This is a genomic window from Psychroflexus salarius, from assembly GCF_900129035.1.
In the GTDB taxonomy this organism is placed as follows: domain Bacteria; phylum Bacteroidota; class Bacteroidia; order Flavobacteriales; family Flavobacteriaceae; genus Psychroflexus; species Psychroflexus salarius.
The window spans coordinates 156,140-176,236 of record NZ_FQTW01000006.1; the positions used below are offsets into that span (position 1 = coordinate 156,140).

General features: G+C 34.5%; 20 protein-coding genes and 1 tRNA gene. 9 read left to right on the top strand and 12 right to left on the bottom strand.

What is annotated here, in order from left to right; all coding sequences use genetic code 11:
* Positions 1 to 33: 33 nt before the first annotated feature.
* Complete coding sequence (ahcY, locus tag BUB82_RS08795) at positions 34 to 1,350, top strand: adenosylhomocysteinase (protein ID WP_073193247.1); 1,317 nt, start codon at positions 34 to 36, stop codon at positions 1,348 to 1,350.
* A 69-nt stretch (positions 1,351 to 1,419) separates the two neighbouring features.
* On the opposite strand, the gene dinB is transcribed toward ahcY, so the two are convergent.
* A complete protein-coding gene (gene dinB, locus BUB82_RS08800; protein ID WP_073193248.1) occupies positions 1,420 to 2,547 on the bottom strand; it encodes a DNA polymerase IV in 1,128 nt (375 codons plus the stop codon).
* 257 nt (positions 2,548 to 2,804) lie between these two features.
* Here dinB and BUB82_RS08805 point away from each other — a divergent pair, with 257 nt between their 5' ends.
* Both BUB82_RS08805 and BUB82_RS08810 read left to right on the top strand, forming a co-directional pair.
* A complete protein-coding gene (locus tag BUB82_RS08805; protein ID WP_073193249.1) occupies positions 2,805 to 3,083 on the top strand; it encodes a hypothetical protein in 279 nt (92 codons plus the stop codon).
* Positions 3,071 to 3,538: a CYTH domain-containing protein gene (locus BUB82_RS08810; protein ID WP_073193250.1), complete on the top strand. Its 468-nt coding sequence runs from the start codon at positions 3,071 to 3,073 to the stop codon at positions 3,536 to 3,538. The genes BUB82_RS08805 and BUB82_RS08810 overlap by 13 nt, the downstream gene beginning before the upstream one ends.
* 40 nt (positions 3,539 to 3,578) lie before the next feature.
* On the opposite strand, the gene BUB82_RS08815 is transcribed toward BUB82_RS08810, so the two are convergent.
* Together BUB82_RS08815 and ileS are read right to left on the bottom strand one after the other, a co-directional pair.
* Positions 3,579 to 3,962 carry a TraR/DksA family transcriptional regulator gene (locus tag BUB82_RS08815; RefSeq protein WP_073193251.1) on the bottom strand — a complete coding sequence of 128 codons (384 nt, stop codon included), beginning with the start codon at positions 3,960 to 3,962 and terminating at the stop codon, positions 3,579 to 3,581.
* A 5-nt stretch (positions 3,963 to 3,967) separates the two neighbouring features.
* Positions 3,968 to 7,372: an isoleucine--tRNA ligase gene (ileS, locus tag BUB82_RS08820; RefSeq protein ID WP_073193252.1), complete on the bottom strand. Its 3,405-nt coding sequence runs from the start codon at positions 7,370 to 7,372 to the stop codon at positions 3,968 to 3,970.
* 290 nt (positions 7,373 to 7,662) lie between these two features.
* Between ileS and dusB the strand changes: the two genes are divergently transcribed.
* Positions 7,663 to 8,658 (top strand): tRNA dihydrouridine synthase DusB, encoded by a 996-nt coding sequence (gene dusB, locus BUB82_RS08825; protein WP_073193253.1) that lies wholly within the window; start codon positions 7,663 to 7,665, stop codon positions 8,656 to 8,658.
* Positions 8,659 to 8,669: 11 nt separating this feature from the next.
* Here the strand turns inward: dusB and BUB82_RS08830 are convergent, their stop codons facing one another.
* Positions 8,670 to 9,863: an ABC transporter permease gene (locus tag BUB82_RS08830; RefSeq protein WP_073193254.1), complete on the bottom strand. Its 1,194-nt coding sequence runs from the start codon at positions 9,861 to 9,863 to the stop codon at positions 8,670 to 8,672.
* A complete protein-coding gene (locus BUB82_RS08835) occupies positions 9,860 to 10,252 on the bottom strand; it encodes a ribosome-binding factor A (protein ID WP_073193255.1) in 393 nt (130 codons plus the stop codon). Before BUB82_RS08835 ends, BUB82_RS08830 begins: the two co-directional genes overlap by 4 nt.
* A gap of 52 nt (positions 10,253 to 10,304) precedes the next feature.
* On the opposite strand from BUB82_RS08835, the gene mce reads away from it, so the two are divergent.
* Together mce and BUB82_RS08845 are read left to right on the top strand one after the other, a co-directional pair.
* On the top strand, positions 10,305 to 10,709 hold the full coding sequence (mce, locus tag BUB82_RS08840) for a methylmalonyl-CoA epimerase (protein ID WP_073193256.1): 405 nt from the start codon (positions 10,305 to 10,307) through the stop codon (positions 10,707 to 10,709).
* Between the two features lie 81 nt (positions 10,710 to 10,790).
* Positions 10,791 to 10,867, top strand: a tRNA-Ile gene (locus tag BUB82_RS08845).
* Here BUB82_RS08845 and BUB82_RS08850 read toward each other — a convergent pair.
* A complete protein-coding gene (locus BUB82_RS08850) occupies positions 10,830 to 12,371 on the bottom strand; it encodes a recombinase family protein (RefSeq protein ID WP_073193257.1) in 1,542 nt (513 codons plus the stop codon). The two genes, BUB82_RS08845 and BUB82_RS08850, sit on opposite strands and share 38 nt — an antisense overlap.
* A 243-nt stretch (positions 12,372 to 12,614) precedes the next feature.
* The gene (locus BUB82_RS08855; protein ID WP_073193258.1) at positions 12,615 to 13,478 is read right to left on the bottom strand and encodes a hypothetical protein; all 864 of its coding nucleotides are present in this window, start codon (positions 13,476 to 13,478) and stop codon (positions 12,615 to 12,617) included.
* A 1,391-nt stretch (positions 13,479 to 14,869) separates the two neighbouring features.
* Here BUB82_RS08855 and BUB82_RS08860 point away from each other — a divergent pair.
* A complete protein-coding gene (locus BUB82_RS08860; RefSeq protein WP_073193259.1) occupies positions 14,870 to 15,598 on the top strand; it encodes a DUF6088 family protein in 729 nt (242 codons plus the stop codon).
* On the top strand, positions 15,595 to 16,581 hold the full coding sequence (locus BUB82_RS08865) for a nucleotidyl transferase AbiEii/AbiGii toxin family protein (protein WP_073193260.1): 987 nt from the start codon (positions 15,595 to 15,597) through the stop codon (positions 16,579 to 16,581). The genes BUB82_RS08860 and BUB82_RS08865 overlap by 4 nt, the downstream gene beginning before the upstream one ends.
* Positions 16,582 to 16,651: 70 nt before the next feature.
* Here BUB82_RS08865 and BUB82_RS08870 read toward each other — a convergent pair whose 3' ends face one another.
* From BUB82_RS08870 to BUB82_RS08880, 3 genes are all read right to left on the bottom strand, one after another.
* Positions 16,652 to 17,275, bottom strand: coding sequence for a hypothetical protein (locus tag BUB82_RS08870; RefSeq protein ID WP_073193261.1), 624 nt, complete (start codon positions 17,273 to 17,275; stop codon positions 16,652 to 16,654).
* A gap of 18 nt (positions 17,276 to 17,293) precedes the next feature.
* Positions 17,294 to 17,878, bottom strand: a complete 585-nt coding sequence (locus BUB82_RS08875) for a hypothetical protein (protein WP_073193262.1) — start codon at positions 17,876 to 17,878, stop codon at positions 17,294 to 17,296.
* A 278-nt stretch (positions 17,879 to 18,156) separates the two neighbouring features.
* Positions 18,157 to 18,555 (bottom strand): hypothetical protein, encoded by a 399-nt coding sequence (locus BUB82_RS08880; RefSeq protein ID WP_073193263.1) that lies wholly within the window; start codon positions 18,553 to 18,555, stop codon positions 18,157 to 18,159.
* A 147-nt stretch (positions 18,556 to 18,702) separates the two neighbouring features.
* Between BUB82_RS08880 and BUB82_RS08885 the strand changes: the two genes are divergently transcribed.
* The gene (locus tag BUB82_RS08885; protein WP_073193264.1) at positions 18,703 to 18,924 is read left to right on the top strand and encodes a hypothetical protein; all 222 of its coding nucleotides are present in this window, start codon (positions 18,703 to 18,705) and stop codon (positions 18,922 to 18,924) included.
* Between the two features lie 233 nt (positions 18,925 to 19,157).
* Here BUB82_RS08885 and BUB82_RS08890 read toward each other — a convergent pair whose 3' ends face one another.
* Positions 19,158 to 19,361, bottom strand: coding sequence for a hypothetical protein (locus BUB82_RS08890; RefSeq protein ID WP_073193265.1), 204 nt, complete (start codon positions 19,359 to 19,361; stop codon positions 19,158 to 19,160).
* Between the two features lie 10 nt (positions 19,362 to 19,371).
* Positions 19,372 to 20,097: T9SS type A sorting domain-containing protein (locus tag BUB82_RS08895; RefSeq protein ID WP_143185668.1), on the bottom strand; the 726-nt coding region annotated here is incomplete at its 5' end.

The following is a 20,097-nucleotide window of genomic DNA, read 5'->3' on the forward strand; positions in this document are numbered from 1 at the left end:
TTTTGCAGTTCAAAAATAGATAAATTATTACTTATGAGTACGAAAACTCCAACTTATACACCTTACAAAGTTAAAGATATTAGCTTAGCCGAATGGGGAAGACGCGAAATAGAACTTGCTGAAGCCGAAATGCCTGGTCTTATGGCTTTACGTGAAGAATATGGCGACGCACAACCTTTAAAAGGCGCTCGAATTGCTGGCTGCTTACACATGACCATACAAACAGCGGTTTTAATTGAAACTTTAGTTGCGCTTGGTGCTGAAGTGACTTGGAGTTCTTGTAACATATTCTCTACACAAGACCATGCCGCCGCTGCTATCGCTGCTGCTGGTGTTTCAGTTTATGCATGGAAAGGCATGACTGAAGAAGAGTTTAACTGGTGCATTGAGCAAACTTTATTTTTTGGTGAAGACCGACAAGCGCTAAATATGATTTTAGATGATGGTGGCGATTTAACCAATATGGTACTTGATGACTATCCTGAACTGGCCGAAAACATTAAAGGACTTTCTGAAGAAACCACTACAGGCGTTCATCGCTTATATGAGCGCATGAAAAACGGTACTTTACCAATGCCAGCCATCAACGTAAATGATAGTGTTACCAAATCTAAATTTGACAATAAATACGGTTGCCGTGAAAGCGCTGTTGATGCAATTAGACGTGCCACTGATGTCATGCTAGCAGGAAAACGTGTTGTTGTTTGTGGTTATGGCGATGTCGGTAAAGGTACAGCCGCTTCATTTAAAGGCGCTGGCTCAATAGTTACAATTACTGAAATTGACCCAATTTGTGCTTTACAAGCCGCCATGGATGGTTTTGAGGTGAAACAACTTGAAAGCGTTGTTGGCAATGCTGATATAGTCATTACAACTACTGGAAATCGTGATATTGTGCGTGGTGAACATTTTGAAGCCATGAAAGACAAAACCATTGTTTGCAACATCGGCCACTTCGATAATGAAATTGATGTCGCTTGGTTAAAGCAAAACCACGGTAGTACACATGTTGAAATTAAACCACAAGTTGACAAGTATACTGTTAACGGCAAAGATATTATTTTACTTGCTGAAGGCCGATTAGTCAACTTAGGCTGCGCTACAGGTCACCCAAGTTTTGTAATGAGTAACTCATTTACAAACCAAACGCTAGCACAATTAGAGCTATGGCAAAACACAGATCGCTACAAAAATGAAGTTTATATGTTACCTAAACATCTTGATGAAAAAGTAGCCAAACTTCATTTAGAGCGTATCGGTGCCGAATTAACAGAATTAAAACAAGACCAAGCCGAATATATTGGCGTTACAGTTGAAGGACCATTCAAGCCTGAATATTACAGATATTAAACCATCAACTTAAAGTTATTTAAACTTAAAAAAAGCCTGTATCAGTTGATGCAGGCTTTTTAATTAACCTTAAAACGGTAACCTTAACTGTTCGTGTTTTCTTGAAGCTGCCGCAGCTTCTTTGGCTGATAATTCACTTGAATTTTGCTCGCTATTAAGCTTATGCAAACTTATGCCCAACAAACGCACTGAGTTTTTTAAGCGTTCCTGATACAGCAAGGCTTTAGATTCTTCTAAAATTAATTCTTTTGAGGCTATAAACAAGCCTAAAGTTTTACTTCGCGTTTGAACCGAAAAGTCACTATACTTAATTTTAAGCGTAATCGTTTTGCCCGCTAAACCATGCTTTTTTAGTCGTTTTTCTAACTCTTCAGCAATTGCTTCAAGTCGAGAAATCATATAAATTTCAGAAGAAATATTATCATTAAAAGTGCGCTCAGCACCAACCGATTTTCGTTGGCGTTCGGTTTTAACTTCGCTTAAATGAATCCCTCGAACCACCTGATAATAAAAAGCACCACTTTTTCCAAAATGCTGTTGTAATTCATCTAAAGACTTAGATTTTAAATCAGCACCAGTAAAAATACCAAGTTGATACATTTTATCTTTAGTCACTTTTCCAACGCCATAAAACTTTCTAACATCAAGTGTTTCTAAAAATCCTAAAACCTCATCTGGAGCAATTGTTTTTTGACCATTAGGTTTATTAATATCACTGGCAATTTTAGCTAAAAACTTATTAATCGAAATTCCTGCTGAAGCATTTAAGCCTGTTTTTTCTCTTATTTTTTGCCGAATTTCTTTGGCTAATAAGGTTGCACTTGGTGCTTTTTTACGGTTAACAGTCACATCTAAATAGGCTTCATCTAGAGACAATGGCTCGACCAAAGCTGTGTATTCAAAAAAAATATCACGTATACGTTTAGAGATCTCTTGGTAGCGTTCAAATCTTGGCTTTACAAAAACCAAATCTGGACATAATTTTGCCGCAAGCCTGCCACTCATAGCACTTTTAACGCCATATTTTCTAGCTTCGTAACTTGCCGCAGCAACCACGCCGCGCTTTGAACTACCACCAACAGCAATAGGCAAATAGCGCAAATTTGGGTCGTCTAACTGCTCTACCGATGCATAAAACGCATCCATATCTACATGAATAATTTTTCTAATATACGCCTTAAAATCGTCTACTGCCATACTACAAATATAAGTTGATTTGTTGTGCCTTAATCCAGCTTTGCGTTGCAAATCCGCGTTAAAAAGCCAAGTCCTAATAACCTTTTAGCAAGAGCTCCTAAAGTCGCTTTGCACAAGACTTTAGGCTAAGGCTTTTTCACTGTGGGTTTTTCACTACAATCTGGGGCAAGTTTTAAGTAATGTTAAAGCTAAATCATAAACTTCACCTGTAAATAGATATTTTGTAAATTTAATTTTCAATTTAAACAGCTATTTCATTGAGTCGAGATCAATTTATAAAACAATGGGAGCAGAAAAAGAAAAAGGGTATTTTAAAATTTATCTATACCGAAGGTCTTGTTTTTGCTGTTATTGTAATTGGTTTTCAAGAAATTTATTTTTTTAGCACAAACCAATCTGGCCTATTCAACTGGAGTTTAAAAGGTTTGTTACAAGTTACAGCTGTATGTTTATTAACAGCAATTATTTACACCGCTTTATTTTGGCCTCTAAACACTTATCTTTACCAAAAATATAAGCGTCAATGCAAGAAGTAGAACGTAAATTTTTAGTCAAATCGACTCATTTTATCAACCAAGCAGAGTCACATTATTACATTAAGCAAGCCTATTTAAACACACATCCCAAACGAAGTGTGCGTGTACGAATTTTAGCACAAACCGCTTTTTTAACCGTTAAAGGCCAATCCAGTCAAGATGGTACCAGCCGGTTTGAGTGGGAAAAACCAATTAGTATTTTAGATGCCCAACAACTACTTCAATTATGTGAAGATTATCCTATTGAGAAAACGCGTTATATAATCCCAGTTGGACCACATCAATATGAAGTTGATGTCTTTGAAGGAGAAAATAAAGGACTTATTATTGCCGAGATAGAACTCAACCATCCTAATGAAGTTTTTGAAAAACCGCACTGGCTTAATGAAGAAGTGACAGGAGAAGCTAAATACTACAATTCAAGCCTGAGTAAAAAGCCTTTCAAAAAATGGTAATACCAGATTAAATGACATTTTTAATCTGGTATTAAAACAATTACTGCTTATTCTTAGCCTCAATACTTAAAGTGGCATGAGGGACTAATTTTAAACGCTCTTTGTTAATTAATTTACCCGTTACACGGCAAATACCATAAGTTTTGTTTTCAATACGGATAAGTGCGTTTTTTAAGTCGCGGATAAACTTTTCTTGTCTAATGGCCAGTTGAGAATTAGCTTCTTTACTTAAAGTGCTACTGCCTTCATCAAAAGATTTAAAGGTTGGTGAAGTATCTTCTGTATCGTTAGAGCTTCCATTTTTATAAGCATCTACATATTGCTGTAATTGGTGTTGCGCTTTTTCAATTTTGTCTTCAATTAAAGCTTTAAACTCTTCTAGCTCTTGGTCAGAATAGCGCTCTTTTGTATTTACATCTGTCATTTTAATTATAATTTAGTAATGTTTAAAATGGTGCTCACATCGTCAAATTCTAATTCAACGCCATTATCAACATCGGTGTTTATATTTAATTCGTTTGCTAAAGTTTCTTTTTTGATATATTCTAAATTAGCTTCAACAGCTTGTTTTAGATTAGCAGTTTCTTTTAGGTCTATTTTAATACGATCGGTCACTTCAAAACCAGAATCTTTTCGTAAATTTTGAATACGATTCACCAATTCACGGGCGATACCTTCAAATTTTAACTCATCATTAAGGCTAACATCTAAAGCTACAGTTAAACCGTTTGCAGATGCAACCAACCAACCTTCAATATCTTGTGAGATGATTTCAACTTCGTCACGTGTTATTGTTGTAGGCTCATTATTAATACTAATCTCTAACTGTCCTTCAGCTTCAATTTCAGTAATAGCTTTAGCATCAAGCTGATTAATTGCTTGAACAGCTAACTTCATGTTTTTGCCAAATCGAGGTCCGAGAACTTTAAAATTAGGTTTAATTTCTTTGATTAAAATACCTGAAGTATCATCAATAAATTCTATAGCTTTGACGTTAACTTCTGATTTAATCAAATCGGCTACTTCACTAATTTGAGACTTAATATTTGAGTCAAGCACAGGAATCATAATACGCTTAAGCGGCTGTCTTACCTTGATCATTTCTTTTTTACGCAATGAAAGCGCTAATGAAGATATGGTTTGTGCCATTTGCATTTTATGTTCTAAATCGGCATCGATTAATGATTCATCTGCCTTTGGAAACTCGGCCAAATGTACACTTTCAAATCCTTCAGTTTGTGTACTAGAAGTTAAGTCTTTGTAAAGCCGATCTGAATAAAATGGTGCTACTGGTGCCGATAATTGAGCTATGGTTTTTAGGCAAGTAAACAAGGTTTGATAGGCTGAAATTTTATCAGTTTTATACTCGCCTTTCCAGAAACGTCTTCGGCTTAAGCGCACGTACCAGTTACTTAAATTCTCTTGAACAAATTCTGAAATGGCTCGTGTTGCCTTGGTTGGTTCATATTCAGCATAAAAACTATCCACTGTTTTTATGAGTGTATTTAATTCAGATAAAATCCAGCGATCAATTTCAGGTCGGTTTTTGATCTGAATCTCTTCTTCGCTATAATTGAATTCATCTAAATTGGCATAAAGTGCAAAAAATGAATAAGTATTATATAAAGTGCCGAATAATTTACGTTGTACTTCGCCAATACCTTCAAGGTCGAACTTTAAGTTATCCCAAGGATTGGCATTAGAAATCATATACCAACGTGTTGCGTCTGGACCATAAGTTTTTAAAGTTTCAAATGGGTCTACTGCATTACCTAATCGCTTAGACATTTTTTGACCATTTTTGTCAAGAACCAAGCCGTTAGAAACAACATTTTTATACGCAACATCGTCAAATATCATGGTGGCAATGGCATGAAGTGTGTAAAACCAACCACGTGTTTGGTCAACACCTTCAGCAATAAAGTCGGCTTTACGCCAAGTTTGCTCGACTTCTTCTTTTTTCTCAAACGGATAATGCCATTGTGCATAAGGCATAGAACCTGAATCAAACCAAACATCTATTAAATCGGCTTCTCTATGCATTGGTTGGCCTTCATCTGATACTAAAACGATATGATCAACTACATTTTTATGTAAGTCGACTTTATTATAGTTTTCGTCAGTCATGTTACCGACTTCAAATGCTTGATAAGGATTTTCCTTCATTAAGCCAGCCGCGACAGATTTATCTATTTCGGCTTTAAGTTGCTCGATAGAGCTTATTATTTTGGTTGCTGATTTATCTTCAGTTCGCCAAATAGGAAGCGGAATTCCCCAATATCGCGATCGTGATAAATTCCAATCATTAGCGTTGGCTAACCAGTTACCAAAACGGCCTTCTCCAGTTGATTTAGGTTTCCAATTGATGCCTTGATTAAGTTCGTGCATGCGATCTTTAAACTCGGTAACTTTAATAAACCAAGAATCTAATGGATAGTATAAAATTGGCTTATCTGTTCGCCAGCAGTTGGGATAACTGTGCAGATATTTTTCAACAATAAAGGCTTTATTTTCTTCTTTTAATTTTATGGCAATTTCTACATCAACTGATTTTTCAGGCGCTTCGCCATCAGCGTAATATTCATTTTTAACATACTTACCACCAAGCTCTCCTAACTCTGGTCTAAATCGTCCTTTCAAATCGACTGTTGGTACCAAGTTACCGTGTTCATCTTCTAATAACATGGCTGGCACTTCTGGTTGAGCCTGTTTTGCAACCATGGCATCATCAGCACCAAATGTTGGTGAGGTATGAACAATTCCTGTACCATCTTCAGTGGTTACAAAATCTCCAGCTATGACTCTAAATGCATTTTCAGGATGATGATAAGGTTTAACATAATCTAAAAGTTGCTCATAGCGTGCTTCGACTAAATCGGCACCTAAAACGCTTTCTGAAATAAAATAAGGAATTTTTTTATCGCCAGGCTGATAACTTTTAAGTTCAGCTTCGGCTTCGACTTGTGTATATTTCTTTTTGAAAAGTTTAGAAACTAAAGCTTTTGCAGCAATTACATTAATCGGTAAGTGTGTATACTGGTTAAATGATTTAACTAAAACATATTCAATTTTTTTACCAACTGTTAACGCAGTGTTACTAGGCAAAGTCCATGGTGTGGTTGTCCAAGCTAAAAAGTGGACGTCACCTTCAACCTTTTGAAAAGCCTCAGGCAAGGTATTTTTAACCGCTTTAAATTGTGCTGTTACCGTTGTATCTGAAACATCTTGGTAAGTTCCTGGCTGGTTTAACTCGTGTGAACTCAAACCAGTACCAGCTTTTGGCGAATACGGCTGAATGGTATAGCCTTTATAAATGAGGCCTTTATCATAAATTTGGCCTAATAACCACCAAACCGATTCCATATATTTCGAGGTATAAGTTACATAAGGTTGTTCCATATCAACCCAATAGCCTATTTTTTTGGTAAGATCATTCCAAACATCAGTATAACGCATCACGGCATTTTTACAAGCTTTGTTATACGCTTCTACTGAAATTTTACCTCCAATATCTTCTTTAGTGATGCCTAGTTCTTTTTCAACTCCAAGCTCAACAGGTAAACCGTGCGTATCCCAGCCAGCTTTTCGTTTAACTTGAAATCCTTTTTGTGTTTTATATCGGCAAAAAATATCTTTTATAGAACGCGCCATGACGTGGTGAATACCAGGCAAACCATTAGCCGATGGTGGACCTTCAAAAAAAACGAAAGGTGCTTGACCTTCACGCGTTGTTACACTTTTCTCGAATATATTGTTGTCTTCCCAAAATTGTAGAATTTCTTCGGCAACTTTTGGGAGATTTAAACCCTTGTATTGTGGGAATTTTTTGCTCATTTTAACACAGATTTCAAATGATTTGCGAAAATAATGAATTTTACTCAACTCAATATGAGAAACTAAGCCGATATTCAAATAAGTTTCTAAACTCAGGTAAATTTGTTGTTATATGTTGAAAGGCAAAAAATTTTAATCGCTTAGTTCCTAATTAAAACACTAAACTGAATTGGTTTTAGAATTAATACAACATATTTAAATTTGAATTTTGATGACAGACTGAAGTGTGAAAGTTTCAAATTTTTTTTAAGTCAACTTCAAAAACCGTAATTTTGTAAAAATTTAATGCTGTGGCAAAAATAGGACCGATTGATGTAGGCGACTTTCCGTTACTACTAGCACCGATGGAAGATGTTAGTGATCCACCATTTAGAGCCTTGTGCAAAGAACAAGGCGCCGATGTGGTTTATACAGAGTTTGTCTCTTCTGAAGGTTTAATTCGAGACGCCGCAAAGAGTGTTCAAAAACTTGACATTTACGAAAAGGAACGTCCGGTTGGTATTCAAATTTTTGGTGCCAATCTTGAATCGATGTTACGCTCCGTTGAAATTGTTGAGAAAACCAAGCCTGATATTATAGATATCAATTTTGGTTGCCCTGTTAAAAAGGTGGTTTCTAAAGGTGCTGGCGCTGGTATTTTAAAAGACGTTGATTTGATGGTTAAATTAACAGAAGCCATGGTCAAACACACTAATTTACCGATTACAGTTAAAACGCGTTTAGGCTGGGATCACGATTCTATTAAAATTATTGAAGTTGCTGAGCGACTGCAAGACGTCGGCTGCCAAGCTATTTCAATTCATGGCAGAACACGAGCGCAAATGTATAAAGGTGATGCCGACTGGCGTCCAATTGCTGAAGTTAAAAACAATCCGCGCATGCATATTCCTGTTTTTGGTAATGGCGATGTAAACACACCCGAACGCGCTGTCGAAATGCGTGACCAATATGGACTAGATGGTGCCATGATTGGCCGAGCAAGCATTGGTTATCCTTGGTTTTTTAGAGAAGTAAAGCACTTTTTTGAAACTGGTGAGCATCTAGCACCACCAACGCTTCAAGAACGCGTTGAAGTAGCTAGAAGACATTTAGAAATGTCGATTGATTGGAAAGGCGAAAAATTAGGCGTGTTTGAAACTAGACGCCATTATACCAATTACTTTAAAGGAATTCCGCATTTTAAAGAATACCGCATGAAAATGGTAACCTCTGACCGTGCTGAAGATGTTTTTGATACCTTTAATGAAGTTGAAAAAAAATTTGGTGATTTTAATTTTGCAGTTTAATCTTCAAGTATTTAAATAATTTTCTTGACCCGACTCGCCGCAATCCTAGATGCTAATGCGCCTAATAATGAAATTGTAATAAGTACGATAAGTATATTTACCACTTCTATTTTAACCGGATAGGCTAAGTTAGGTGTAAACATAATAAGACTAAATTGTTGTTGTAGAAATACTAAGATTAAACCTAAAATTAAACCGATTATTCCACCAAGTACACTCATAAGTGCGCCTTGATAAAAAAAGATATTCATAAGTTTTCCTTTGGTAAAACCTAAATTATACAACACCTTAACATGTTCGCGCTTATCGAGAATTGCCATCGAAATAGAACCTATAACATTAAACAAAGCAATGATAATAACCAAAGTGAAAATAAGGTAAACCGCTAAATTTTCTGTATTAAGCATTTTATGAAGACTATCATTCAAAGAAATGCGATTTTTTACTTCAATTGGTGCCTGAATAATTTCTGTAATTGCTTCAACTAAGTTAGCCTCATTAGCTTTTGATGAAAGCTTCAACTCAACTGCGCTAACTTCACCTGTTCTTGTATTCAACAAATCCTTTGCAATAGTAATATCGCCAATAATGTAATTTTGATTAAGCTCTTCTGTTAAATTAAATACACCGACAACGCTTGTACTAGCCTTTTTAAAAGCTTGATTAATATCTAAAATTTGTCCTTTCCCTGGTTTTGGCACATAAATATTAAGTAGGCCAGCATAATCGCGGATTCCTACTGATAAGTCTCGTTGTAAACGTGTGCCAATAACCACTTGATAAAGGTTTTCACCAAACCATTCGCCGTAAATTACTTGGTTTGAAACTGTATTAATTTTAGTGTAGTTAGAGTCGACTGCCTTAAAATAAGCGGGCGCGGTTTTGTCTTTAAATTGAAGTAAAACACGTTCTTGAAGCACTCTAGAAACCACCGCAACACCAGGTAAATCTGAAATTTCTTGAGCTTGATTTTCGGTTAAGTTGAAGCGTTTATTTTGGGTAGGCATAACTTTTAAATCTGGGTCGTAGGCGTTGGTAAAAGACAAGCTAAACTCTTTTAAACCAGAAAAAACAGATAATACCACAAATAATGCAAATGTACTTGCTACAACACCTAAAGCAGCAATGCTACTAATAATATTAATGGCATTATGCTTGCTTTTTGAAAATAAATAGCGCTTGGCAATGTACAGAGAAACCTTCACCTTTTTTTAGAATCGTCTAGTAAATCTGGATTTTTAATGGGATTGTTTTTACCTTTAAAAGCTTCTTCTATGTCATTAATATATTCGATTGAATCATCATTAAATAATAATAAATCTGGCATACGTCGCAATTGTTGTTTTGTACGTAAAGCAATGGCATGTTTAATGCTTTTACGAAGCGATTGAATTTCAGTCATCACTGGCTCAGCTTTAGAAGGCGGAAAAATACTAAGATAAGCTTTAGCTTGGAGCAAATCTGGTGTTACTCGAACTTTGGTGACTGAAACTACAATATTATGTGTCCCTGCATCTCGTAAAATTTGTTGTATAACTTCAGCCAAATCTTGTTGAAGTAAACCACTAATTTTTTTCTGTCTGTTTGTTTCCATACTGCAAAGGTAAGTTTTTATACTTTTGTAAGATACAAAACTGAATTAAGGCATGAAAAAAATTGAACATATTGGCATTGCAGTTTCAAATTTAGAAGAAGCCGCTAAAACATACGAGGTTTTAATGCAAGAAAAACCATATAAGACTGAAAATGTTGAAAGTGAAGGTGTTACCACCCTATTTTTTAAATCTGGCGAAAGTAAAATTGAATTGCTTGCTGCTACTAACGATAATAGTCCAATTGCTAAGTTTATCGCTAAAAAAGGTGAAGGCATACACCATATAGCATTTTCAGTTGAAGATATCGACACCGAGATTGAGCGCTTAAAAAGCGAAGGTTACCAACTTATCAGCGACCAACCTAAGAATGGTGCTGACAATAAGCGTATTGTTTTTTTACATCCAAAATCTAATCATGGTGTTTTAGTTGAATTATGCCAAGAGCGCACAGATTAAATATCGATTAATAAAAAATAGTTTGGCTGTAATTAAACTTATGTTTATTTTTGCGATTCTTTAAAGTCAATATTTTGACTTGGGCCTATAACTCAGCTGGTTAGAGTATCTGACTCATAATCAGAAAGTCCCTGGTTCGAGCCCAGGTGGGCCCACCAAGCTGGACAAATCATTTATTTTTGATTTGTCCTTTTTTTTTATCCTCTGCAAACCCTTGTTAACACTCATTATCTTCAGTAAAGCTGGATTAATATCAGCGGTTCGAACTTTTTCATCTTGAAATGTGAATTTTTCAGGAAAAATCGAACCTATCATTAATCTTTTATGCTCTATATCGCTATTTAAGTAGTGTTTATCAAAGTCTTGAAGCCCTTTCAAGCCCTCTTTATAAACCTTTTCAACAGAAGCTTTATTAGCAAATTGCTTTTCTTTTTCCTCTAATTCCTTTATTAATTTTTGAATACGGTTCTTTGCTTGTTTAAATTCGTCTTTGGTCAAATCTCCATCTATATATAACTCTTGGATGCGCTCTAATTTTGTTTCTAAGTTTCTCTTTTTTTCATAATGCTTTGGGCCAATTCCTCTTTTTTTAGCCAATTGCTTGAACTCCTTTTCAATCAGTTCACTAAGTAACTGATAAGCATTTTCATCTAAGCTTATGGACTTTAAATAAGATTCAAACCACGCATGGACATCTTCCTTCTTCAACCTCACACCACATGAAGTTGAACAATGATAATATGAATACCGCTTGCTTCTCCCTTTTGATGTGCTTGCCGTTAAGACTTTATCACACTTTGGACATAATACAAATCCTCGTAAAGGAAAACTTGAGTTTACCTTTAATTGAGGCTTACTACTTTGTCGTCTTCTACCTTTTAAAATAGATTGTACTTTATCAAAATCAGATTTGGTAATTAGTGGTTCATGAATCCCTTCAATATAATCTTCTGGCTCATCTTTATACGCCTTTATATGCACCCAACCACAATACAATGAATTACGCAGAATGCCGTAGAAAGCTGTTGAGCTTGTTTCAAACCCTTCTGCCTTTAGTGCTCGATAGACGTCTTTTTGATTATACACATTAGTCAGCATCATTTCAAATCCTTTTTGGATGTACTTCGCATCTTTATTAGGTGTTAATACAGGACGATTTGAGCTATCCCTTCCCATAAAATAGCCCTTGGGCGGCGAACCCACATAGCGGCCTTCTTTTAATGCTCTGCGCATGCCTGCAATAACATTTTGCGATCGCCTCATATTCTCTACCTCTGGTACTGACAAATAGACCGCAAGCATTAAACCTTGTTCTGGTATACTCAAATCAAGCGGTTGCTCTATAGCATTAGGTCGTATCCCCAAACTTGTAAATAAATTAATCGTATTGTAAGATTCACTGGTGTTTCTCGAAAAACGATCCCACTTGACAAAAAGTAACTCATCAACTAATTCTTGGTGCTGCTTACAATAAGCTATGAGCTTTTTCATTTCAGGTCGCTCGAATGTTTTTGCTGAATAATCCTCCCGATAGACCTTTAATACTGATAAATGATTGGTTTTACAATAGGCCTTTAACTTCTCTTCCTGGTCTCTTAATGAAAATCCCTTGTCGGCTTGTTCATCAGTTGAGACTCTTACATACAATATGACATTTTTCATTTACTATGCTTTAATAAGGTTATGTTTAATAACTTAAGTGTAAACTCTTAAAAACTGAAGTATTTCTTCTACTTCTGTTTGAGTTAAGTGTTTTGTTCTTTTGTGGTTCAATAATTCACTAGCTCTTTTAATGTCCATGATAATCTTGGGCAAGGGTAAGGCTGTCCATCTCTTGCGCTATATTGATCAGGCTGGATTTTCAGGGACTGATGTGGTGATACTTCTTCTCTATTTATTCTCATATCATTTCGTTAAGATGGTGAGTTTATAGTTATCTTGAGCTCTCTTTTCAACTACAATTTTGCCTGTTTTTGGGAATTTATTGTTCAATATAAATTCTGCTAAAGCCTCAGCACTTTTGTGCTGCTCACGAATGATTAATGGTTGTAATTTGTTGTGATCTATGATAACCTCAATAAATTTTGGAGAACGTGTCTTAATTATGTTTCTTAGCTTGTTTTCAACCGTATTAAGATAAGCAAGGTCTTGATCGATTAATTCAAACTCAACGCTTACGATTTTACTGATAAAGGGCATTAATGGAATACAGATATAGGTTTGATCGGTTATGTAAGACAGGCTTTCTTCAGTTAATGCTTTTATGCCGCTATTAATGAACCATTCTTCTTTTTTAGGAAGGTAGTAAAATGAAATGGGTTTATAGTTAACCAATATGCTATCTACAATAGCATCAACAAAGAAGTTTTGCTCTTGCGCTAGTTGAAGTTGAAGCAAAGGATCATTAAGTATCTGATTTAAACCTTCGATTCGTTGCTGATTTGGAGATTTCTTTCTTTGCTCTGCTTTTATAGCGGTATTTAACTTTCGGTCAAAAAAGCCGTCTTCTATGGGTTGTTGCCAAATGCTATAAGCTAATTGACTCAAGTGCTTTGTCGATATACCGACTTCACTGAGTTCGTTAACTAGATGCAACCAAACGGCTTGAGGAATATTCATTCGTCCGTGTTGATCTTTTTGAAAAAACGGTAAGACTTGTTTCGATTTCCAATAGCTTACCATCCGAGTACTAAACCCGAAGTGTTTGGGAAGCACATATTTCTGCGCCAATAACTCGCTTTTGAAGTTTTCTAGTTCTGTCATTTCCATAAACTCTTGTAATTAGTTTACACAAATGTAATCTTTATTTGTTTAACTAGCAAATTGATTTGAAATTCAAATAATTAAGGCGTTTATCAAAATATTATTTTTTAAAATAATATTTATTTTTAAAGTATTTTAAGATGTAATCGATTACAAACAGTTGCAAATGGAAACAAGGTGAATTTGATCAATTTTCATTAAAATTGGAATTATTATTCTTAAGAATAATTTTCTAAGTCTTTATCATAATTTTTGCTTGTTCTATTTGTTAGTTATTTTATTAGCTATATTTATAGTAAATCAACTTTGTTTTAAACTTATAATTAATAGGGTAAAATACCTTAATGATAGAGTTCTAATTACATGATTAGAGAGTTGTATAATGAAGCTTCATTTTATACTTATTAATTGTCGATTTAAAACTTAAAGAAAAAACCTGTTAACAATAGTAAAATCAATAGCTCAATTGTCATTTCAATAACCTGTTTTTTAGAGTTTAGAACATTATATAGCTTGTAGGTAATTTTAATCAAGTTTAAAGGCATTATTACTAAGCAATTTTGATCTTTAGTAGCTTAAAATATAAGCGATGGATCTTGTTATGTTTACCTTATGATTTATTGCTAATCATTAAGCGTTCAATAGGCATAATCTAAGCAAAAAATATAGTGTGGTTTTAAAGACTGCCAAATTTGACACCCAGTTATAATTTTGATGCAAATTTCTTAGTTATATTACTATAGTATATAAGTAAAAAAAGGTCTTTATTTTTAAGATCATAATTCTTCTTAAAATAACATAACTATTTTAAAGCTCAGTAACAGTAAAATCAATAGTTGGCAAGCTATAACCAAGCCTTATTTATAAGGGTATTTTTATAAAGGTTCATAGTATTGCTTATAATAAAAAAATAGACCTCGATTCAATAAGTTTTATGAAGCTTTTTCATAATTTAAATTGATGTTCTCTAAATTTCCTTGATTTATAAAAACATAGCTTCAAATAATAAGCGGAATGGAATTGAAATTATTTTTTAAAATAAAATTGTTCATTTGAAATAATAATTATTCGCTAAAATAATTTTTTCAATGTTTTTTACCTTAAATATCAATTTAATCATTTAAATGGCTCGCTTAGATTCCAATCATTATTTCTATGTTTTAAAGGATTTTTATCTAAGTTAATGTCTGTTCAAATTTTAAAATTATATTATATTATTGAACAGTTTGGTTTTGGGGGAAGCTTAAAAAGACCTTAAATACAACATAAAGAAATTAAAAAGCATTGATAAACTATTAATTCAACGCTATAAACCCTATAATTCAAGATAAATTCTAATATGTCAAGTTTTTAGTACCATAAAACTGACATTTGTAAAAAGTAAGTATCTTTGCATTATGGCATTAGCAACAGAAATACGCAAAAAAATAAAATCCTTCCCCGAAGGAAAAACCTTTGGTTATGACGATTTGCACATCGCTAAAAACGACTACATCACTGCTGCAAAAGCATTGGAACGCCTAAAGAACCAAGGCGCAATAAAAAAACTTTCAAAAGGAGTGTTTTATAAACCTGAAAAAACAGTGTTTGGCGAGTTAAAGCCAGATTACAGCGAATTGCTACGTCCCTATTTATTTGAAAATGGTAAACGTGTGGCATACGAAACAGGCACTTCACTATACAATCGTTTAGGCTTGACTACTCAAATGGCTTTCCGCACAAAAATTGCCAGTCGTAAAAAGCGCATCAACATCAATCGGGAGAATTTAAAAGCAGATGCCGTAAAAAGCTATGCAGAAGTTACGGATAGTAATTATGAGATTTTGGGCTTGTTAGATGCCTTCAAAGACATTAAAACTATTCCCGATTGTTCTATTGCTCAGGCGATAAAAAGACTAAGTAGCATAGTTAACGAACTCAACACCAAACAAACCGAGGTATTTATTAAATATGCCTTAATGTATCCGCCAAGAGTAAGAGCATTGGCAGGCGCAGTTCTTGAAAATTTGGGTAAAACTCCCAAAGGCATTGAACAACTAAAAGAGAGTCTCAATCCACTTACAACCATAAACTTGGGCGTAAAGAAAGAAGAATTACCTAACCAATCAAATTGGTATATCAAATGAAGTTACACGAAAACACAGCTTTATATAGAGATGCTATTCGGTTTACCGCTCAACAGATGAAGCTAAAACCTGAATATATTGAAAAAGACTATTGGGTAACCTATGCTTTGTTTAGCATTTTTAAAAGCAAAATAGGAAAAGAAACTATTTTTAAAGGTGGTACAGCATTATCTAAGTGTTTCCAGCTTATCGACCGATTTTCAGAAGATATTGACTTGGTTGTTTTAAGGCGTGAAGGAGAAACAAATAGTAAATTAAAATCAAAATTAAAAACAATAAGCCAAGAGATAGAAACCGTATTACCTGAAATTTCCATAGAAGGAATTACCCATAAAATGGGAATGAATCGCAAAACTGCACACGCCTATAATAAAGAATTTAAAGGCAATTACGGTCAGGTTAGAGATGCCATAATTTTAGAATCTACTTGGCTAGGCTATTATGAGCCATTTACCACAAAAAACATCATTTCATTTGTTGGACAAATGATGTTAGAGAATAAGCAGTCTGATATTGCAGAAGAAAACGGCTTACTCCCTTTTGAGTTATTAGCACTAAAACCTATAAGAACCATCTGCGAAAAAATAATGAGCTTGGTTCGTTTTTCTTATAGCCAATATGCTATTGAAGATTTGAAGAAAAAAATAAGGCACATCTACGATTTGCATCAGCTTTTAAAACAAGATGAATTTTTAGAGTTTTTTCATTCAAGTGCTTTTGATGAAATGCTGATAAAAGTTGCCAATGATGATGTGGTTAGCTTTAAAAACAACAACCAATGGCTTACTCATCATCCAAACGAAGCACTTGTTTTTAAGGATTTAGAAAAGGTCTGGAATACGATATCAACCACCTATTCCAATGATTTTAAAGATTTAGTTTATGGTGATTTACCAAACCAAGACGATGTCTTAAATACCTTAAAAATGATTCAATCAAGATTAAAAGGCATTTCTTGGACAGTGAAAATAGAAGAAATATAGAGTTTACTTATAAACTAAAATTACCCGTAATAAAAAAAACCGCCTTTTACAGCGGGTCTCTAATAAGCTATTATTTTTTGAAGTAGGGCATTTTTTTACTTGCTTTTCGCATAAGTTTGTTTACAATTCTTGATGGACTACTACCTATCCCTCCAGATATTTTATGCTCGTAGTTCCATATCAATTTATTGTTTGCGCAATCATTTATGCTTAGAGTGGTTCTTACCTCATTTGTGCTACCGCCACCGCCAAACAATAGTGCAACAGCTATCGCACCTCCAGTAGACATTGGTTTAGAGAGCGCAAATGTAGAGGACATTACACCATCAACGCCTAAAATATTGCATAGCTCTTTTGTAGTAAGCGGATTTTCTGGATAACCCGCTTTTTTTAGTAGTGCGTTTGTGGTCTCTACTTGTTGAACTTCCTTAAATATTTTGCCTTGCATTTTCCGTTTTAGCATCCAAGCATAAATTTCATTCTGAAAATTAATAGACTCGGTTTTTTGTTGTTCCTTTAATGCTTCTGCATCAACTTTCTTACGTGCAGCAATAGATATTTTTGGAGGTATAATTGCAATTATATCTTGTTTTTCGGCTAACATATTAGCATCAGGACTGTAGAATATTTTAGCACAAGATGTTAGTAATAATGCCACAGTGGCAATAAGCATTGTGTTTTTGAGTGATTTCATAAGTTTATGTGTTTTAAATTACCATGTGTATTCTACAGTCATTTCGCATTCAAATGTATCTGTTGAGTTTGTTACTGTGAATGTGTTTGGAAACCCGTCTCTATCTGCATCATAAGGTAAAAAGGCTAACAAACTAATAGTGTTATCTGTGTTTGTATCTAAGTCAATTAGCGTCAGATAATGAACACCAGTTACGTTATTAATAGATAGTGGTGAATCTAATGTAAAAGGATAATCAACATTTAAACCACTGGCATCTTCGTAGTAATTTGGTTCGCTGTATATAGTTTCGTCCGATGAGTTTTGTATTGTAAAATAAATATCAGCATCACTATTTGTAGGAAATGTATCCCACCAATTTCCATTATCAGTATCAGGAAATTTTTTAATAACAACTTTGGTTATGGTGACCGAATTCGGTGTTAGTTTAGCTGAACAATCAGTACCACTGTAGCCTTCAGGACAGTCACAGCCACAATCTACAGTTTCAGTTCCGCCATTTAAGCAAGCTATTGGAGTACATTCATCTACTGAACTATCATCACTAGAACAGGATACACTAATAAGCATTAAAAAGCTTAGAGTAATAATTAATTTTTTCATAATTAAATGATTTAATTACCGCCAAACCCAAACAGTATGTTTATAAATGAAGAAGCGTGGGTTTGTACCAAATCTGTGCTGAGGTTGTGACAAGACCCAATACCAAGATAAGGAACACCCACGCCATTCGTGAGCGTCTATCCTTAACTATTGTGGTATTTTCGAAATTGTCACATTTCAGCACCAACAATTAAAGCAACGCTTTTACGTAATTTTGAGACAAATATAGATAATAATGTTTATTTTTTAAAATAATAGTTATTTTAAAAAATAACTATTTAAGTATCTAGTTTACTGGTGATAAGGCTTAGGCTTTCCACCCATCCGTAGTAGTTATATTGTGTAGGTTCATCATGCTCATGTATGGTGACTATTTTTCTTAAACCTATGGTGTCACCAAAAACTTCAATTAAAATGGCATTAACTGCTATATCTCCAGTAACGAAGGCATCTAGCTCCATATAACAGCCTTTTGTAAGCTCGGCATGGTTACTCTCACTCCACACAAAGATATGATCTGCATTAGAAGCTATTTTGGCATAGTCACTTTTGTCTGTTAATTCACCTAAATACCTGTTAGGACTTATAACATTACCTGAGAAGTGCTTGTTGATAAAATCATACACTTTACTATCTTCTATTTCGCCATACAGTGATTTACTGTGTGAGAAATACAATGTCAGCCTATCTGAGTTTATTTGTAATATAGTGATTTGTTTTAAAAATCAATATGAATACAAATACGTTGTAAAGATTACGCCAAAGAAGAACAATTAGCTAAAAACCTGAAGAAAGAACAAAAGCAGAATACTTAAATAAAAGCGTTGATTGATAATCCAGACTTTAAAGTAAACATAGAAAAGAAAACAGTCGATAAGGCTATTCATAAAAACGGTGACTTGACCTATCACCTAAAAGAGTATAAAGCAATGAATACTGATCAAAAAAGAGGTGAAAAACAGACAACTCTAGTTAACAAGATCTCAAGTGAAAGAGCTTTCTCAAGATTAACAGAGAAAAGTAAATCAACACCACTAATAAGTTAATCAAACTCAATTAGAGACTTTAGGTGCAGTAATTTTTGGTTTAACAACTGAATTCATCTTAAATCAAATAATCTGTCATTTCTTTTAAGTTAATACCAATCTGCCCATCCCATTTTTGGTAATCATAGGTGCTTATAACTAGGAATTACTTGACAAAGGATTCTTGTTAAGGATCTATTCTCAATATTCTATTAAAATTGAATGTATCATTTTTAAAATACAATAACTGGAGATTACCTTAAACGGGGCTTTAAATAGGTGACTCCTACCACCACTCCAGCTATTAAGCCTACAGATATGAATCTATTTACCGGTGCAGCCGGCACGTCATCTACATTATCTTCAAAACCTATTGCTTCATCTATTGTTTGGCTATGACTTATCTCCATAAACAGCATGAGTAATACTATAACTGAAGTATATCGTAATTGTTTCATTTTTATAAGTTTACTGTTTAATTAATTTCTCAACCACTTTATGGCCGGTTTTATCTTCAATCTCTAAGTGATATACCCCTGTTTCTAATTGATTCACTTCTAGGATTACACTTGAGTCACTCACTAGCTTTTCTGCTTGGTAGACCTCTTGCCCTAAGCTATTGTATAATTTAAGCTTAAGCCACTCGCCATTTACAGTTGTTGTATTGATGTGAACTTGAGTTGTTGCTGGGTTAGGAAATAAACGATAGCTTACAGCTGCTGTTTCATCAAAACTTAAAGCCTCATTTCCAAAGACGAGCTTAAAACGTGAACTGCTTACCGAGGCTTCTAAATTCGCATCTACGCTAAAGGAATAAACCTGACCATCTGTTAACAAGGTTTCGGTCTCTAAGTACTGGTCTAGTAAATACACCTGGGTATCCTCTATGTTAGTCAGACTAGCTACAAAGCTGTAGTCTTGCTTACGCCAGTTATTCGTAAATAATGGAACCTCTTCCCCTGCTTCTGGATAGCTGCGATGCTCAATCGTAAACAATGTCCCATTATTAACAAGGGCTAAATTCTCGTCGATATTACCCAGTTTGGTGATATCTAAACCGTCTATACCGGGGTTACCCGATGGACTAAAACGAAGTCGCACACCATCAATCACCGCTTGATTGTCGTCTTGTAAGTTAAGTACTAGCTCTGAGGTGTTCGTTATACTTTCTGAAGATACGCTTAAGTCGGTGGT

Excerpts from the sequence above, each read along its gene's own strand:
- ileS (WP_073193252.1), bottom strand. The coding sequence starts at position 7,372 with ATGAGCAAAAAATTCCCACAATACAAGGGTTTAAATCTCCCAAAAGTT.
- BUB82_RS08835 (WP_073193255.1), bottom strand. The coding sequence starts at position 10,252 with ATGGAAACAAACAGACAGAAAAAAATTAGTGGTTTACTTCAACAAGAT.
- ahcY (WP_073193247.1), top strand. The coding sequence starts at position 34 with ATGAGTACGAAAACTCCAACTTATACACCTTACAAAGTTAAAGATATT.
- dinB (WP_073193248.1), bottom strand. The coding sequence starts at position 2,547 with ATGGCAGTAGACGATTTTAAGGCGTATATTAGAAAAATTATTCATGTA.
- BUB82_RS08815 (WP_073193251.1), bottom strand. The coding sequence starts at position 3,962 with ATGACAGATGTAAATACAAAAGAGCGCTATTCTGACCAAGAGCTAGAA.
- BUB82_RS08890 (WP_073193265.1), bottom strand. The coding sequence starts at position 19,361 with ATGAAACAATTACGATATACTTCAGTTATAGTATTACTCATGCTGTTT.
- BUB82_RS08870 (WP_073193261.1), bottom strand. The coding sequence starts at position 17,275 with ATGAAATCACTCAAAAACACAATGCTTATTGCCACTGTGGCATTATTA.
- BUB82_RS08865 (WP_073193260.1), top strand. The coding sequence starts at position 15,595 with ATGAAGTTACACGAAAACACAGCTTTATATAGAGATGCTATTCGGTTT.
- mce (WP_073193256.1), top strand. The coding sequence starts at position 10,305 with ATGAAAAAAATTGAACATATTGGCATTGCAGTTTCAAATTTAGAAGAA.
- BUB82_RS08860 (WP_073193259.1), top strand. The coding sequence starts at position 14,870 with ATGGCATTAGCAACAGAAATACGCAAAAAAATAAAATCCTTCCCCGAA.
- BUB82_RS08850 (WP_073193257.1), bottom strand. The coding sequence starts at position 12,371 with ATGAAAAATGTCATATTGTATGTAAGAGTCTCAACTGATGAACAAGCC.
- BUB82_RS08855 (WP_073193258.1), bottom strand. The coding sequence starts at position 13,478 with ATGGAAATGACAGAACTAGAAAACTTCAAAAGCGAGTTATTGGCGCAG.
- BUB82_RS08875 (WP_073193262.1), bottom strand. The coding sequence starts at position 17,878 with ATGAAAAAATTAATTATTACTCTAAGCTTTTTAATGCTTATTAGTGTA.
- BUB82_RS08810 (WP_073193250.1), top strand. The coding sequence starts at position 3,071 with ATGCAAGAAGTAGAACGTAAATTTTTAGTCAAATCGACTCATTTTATC.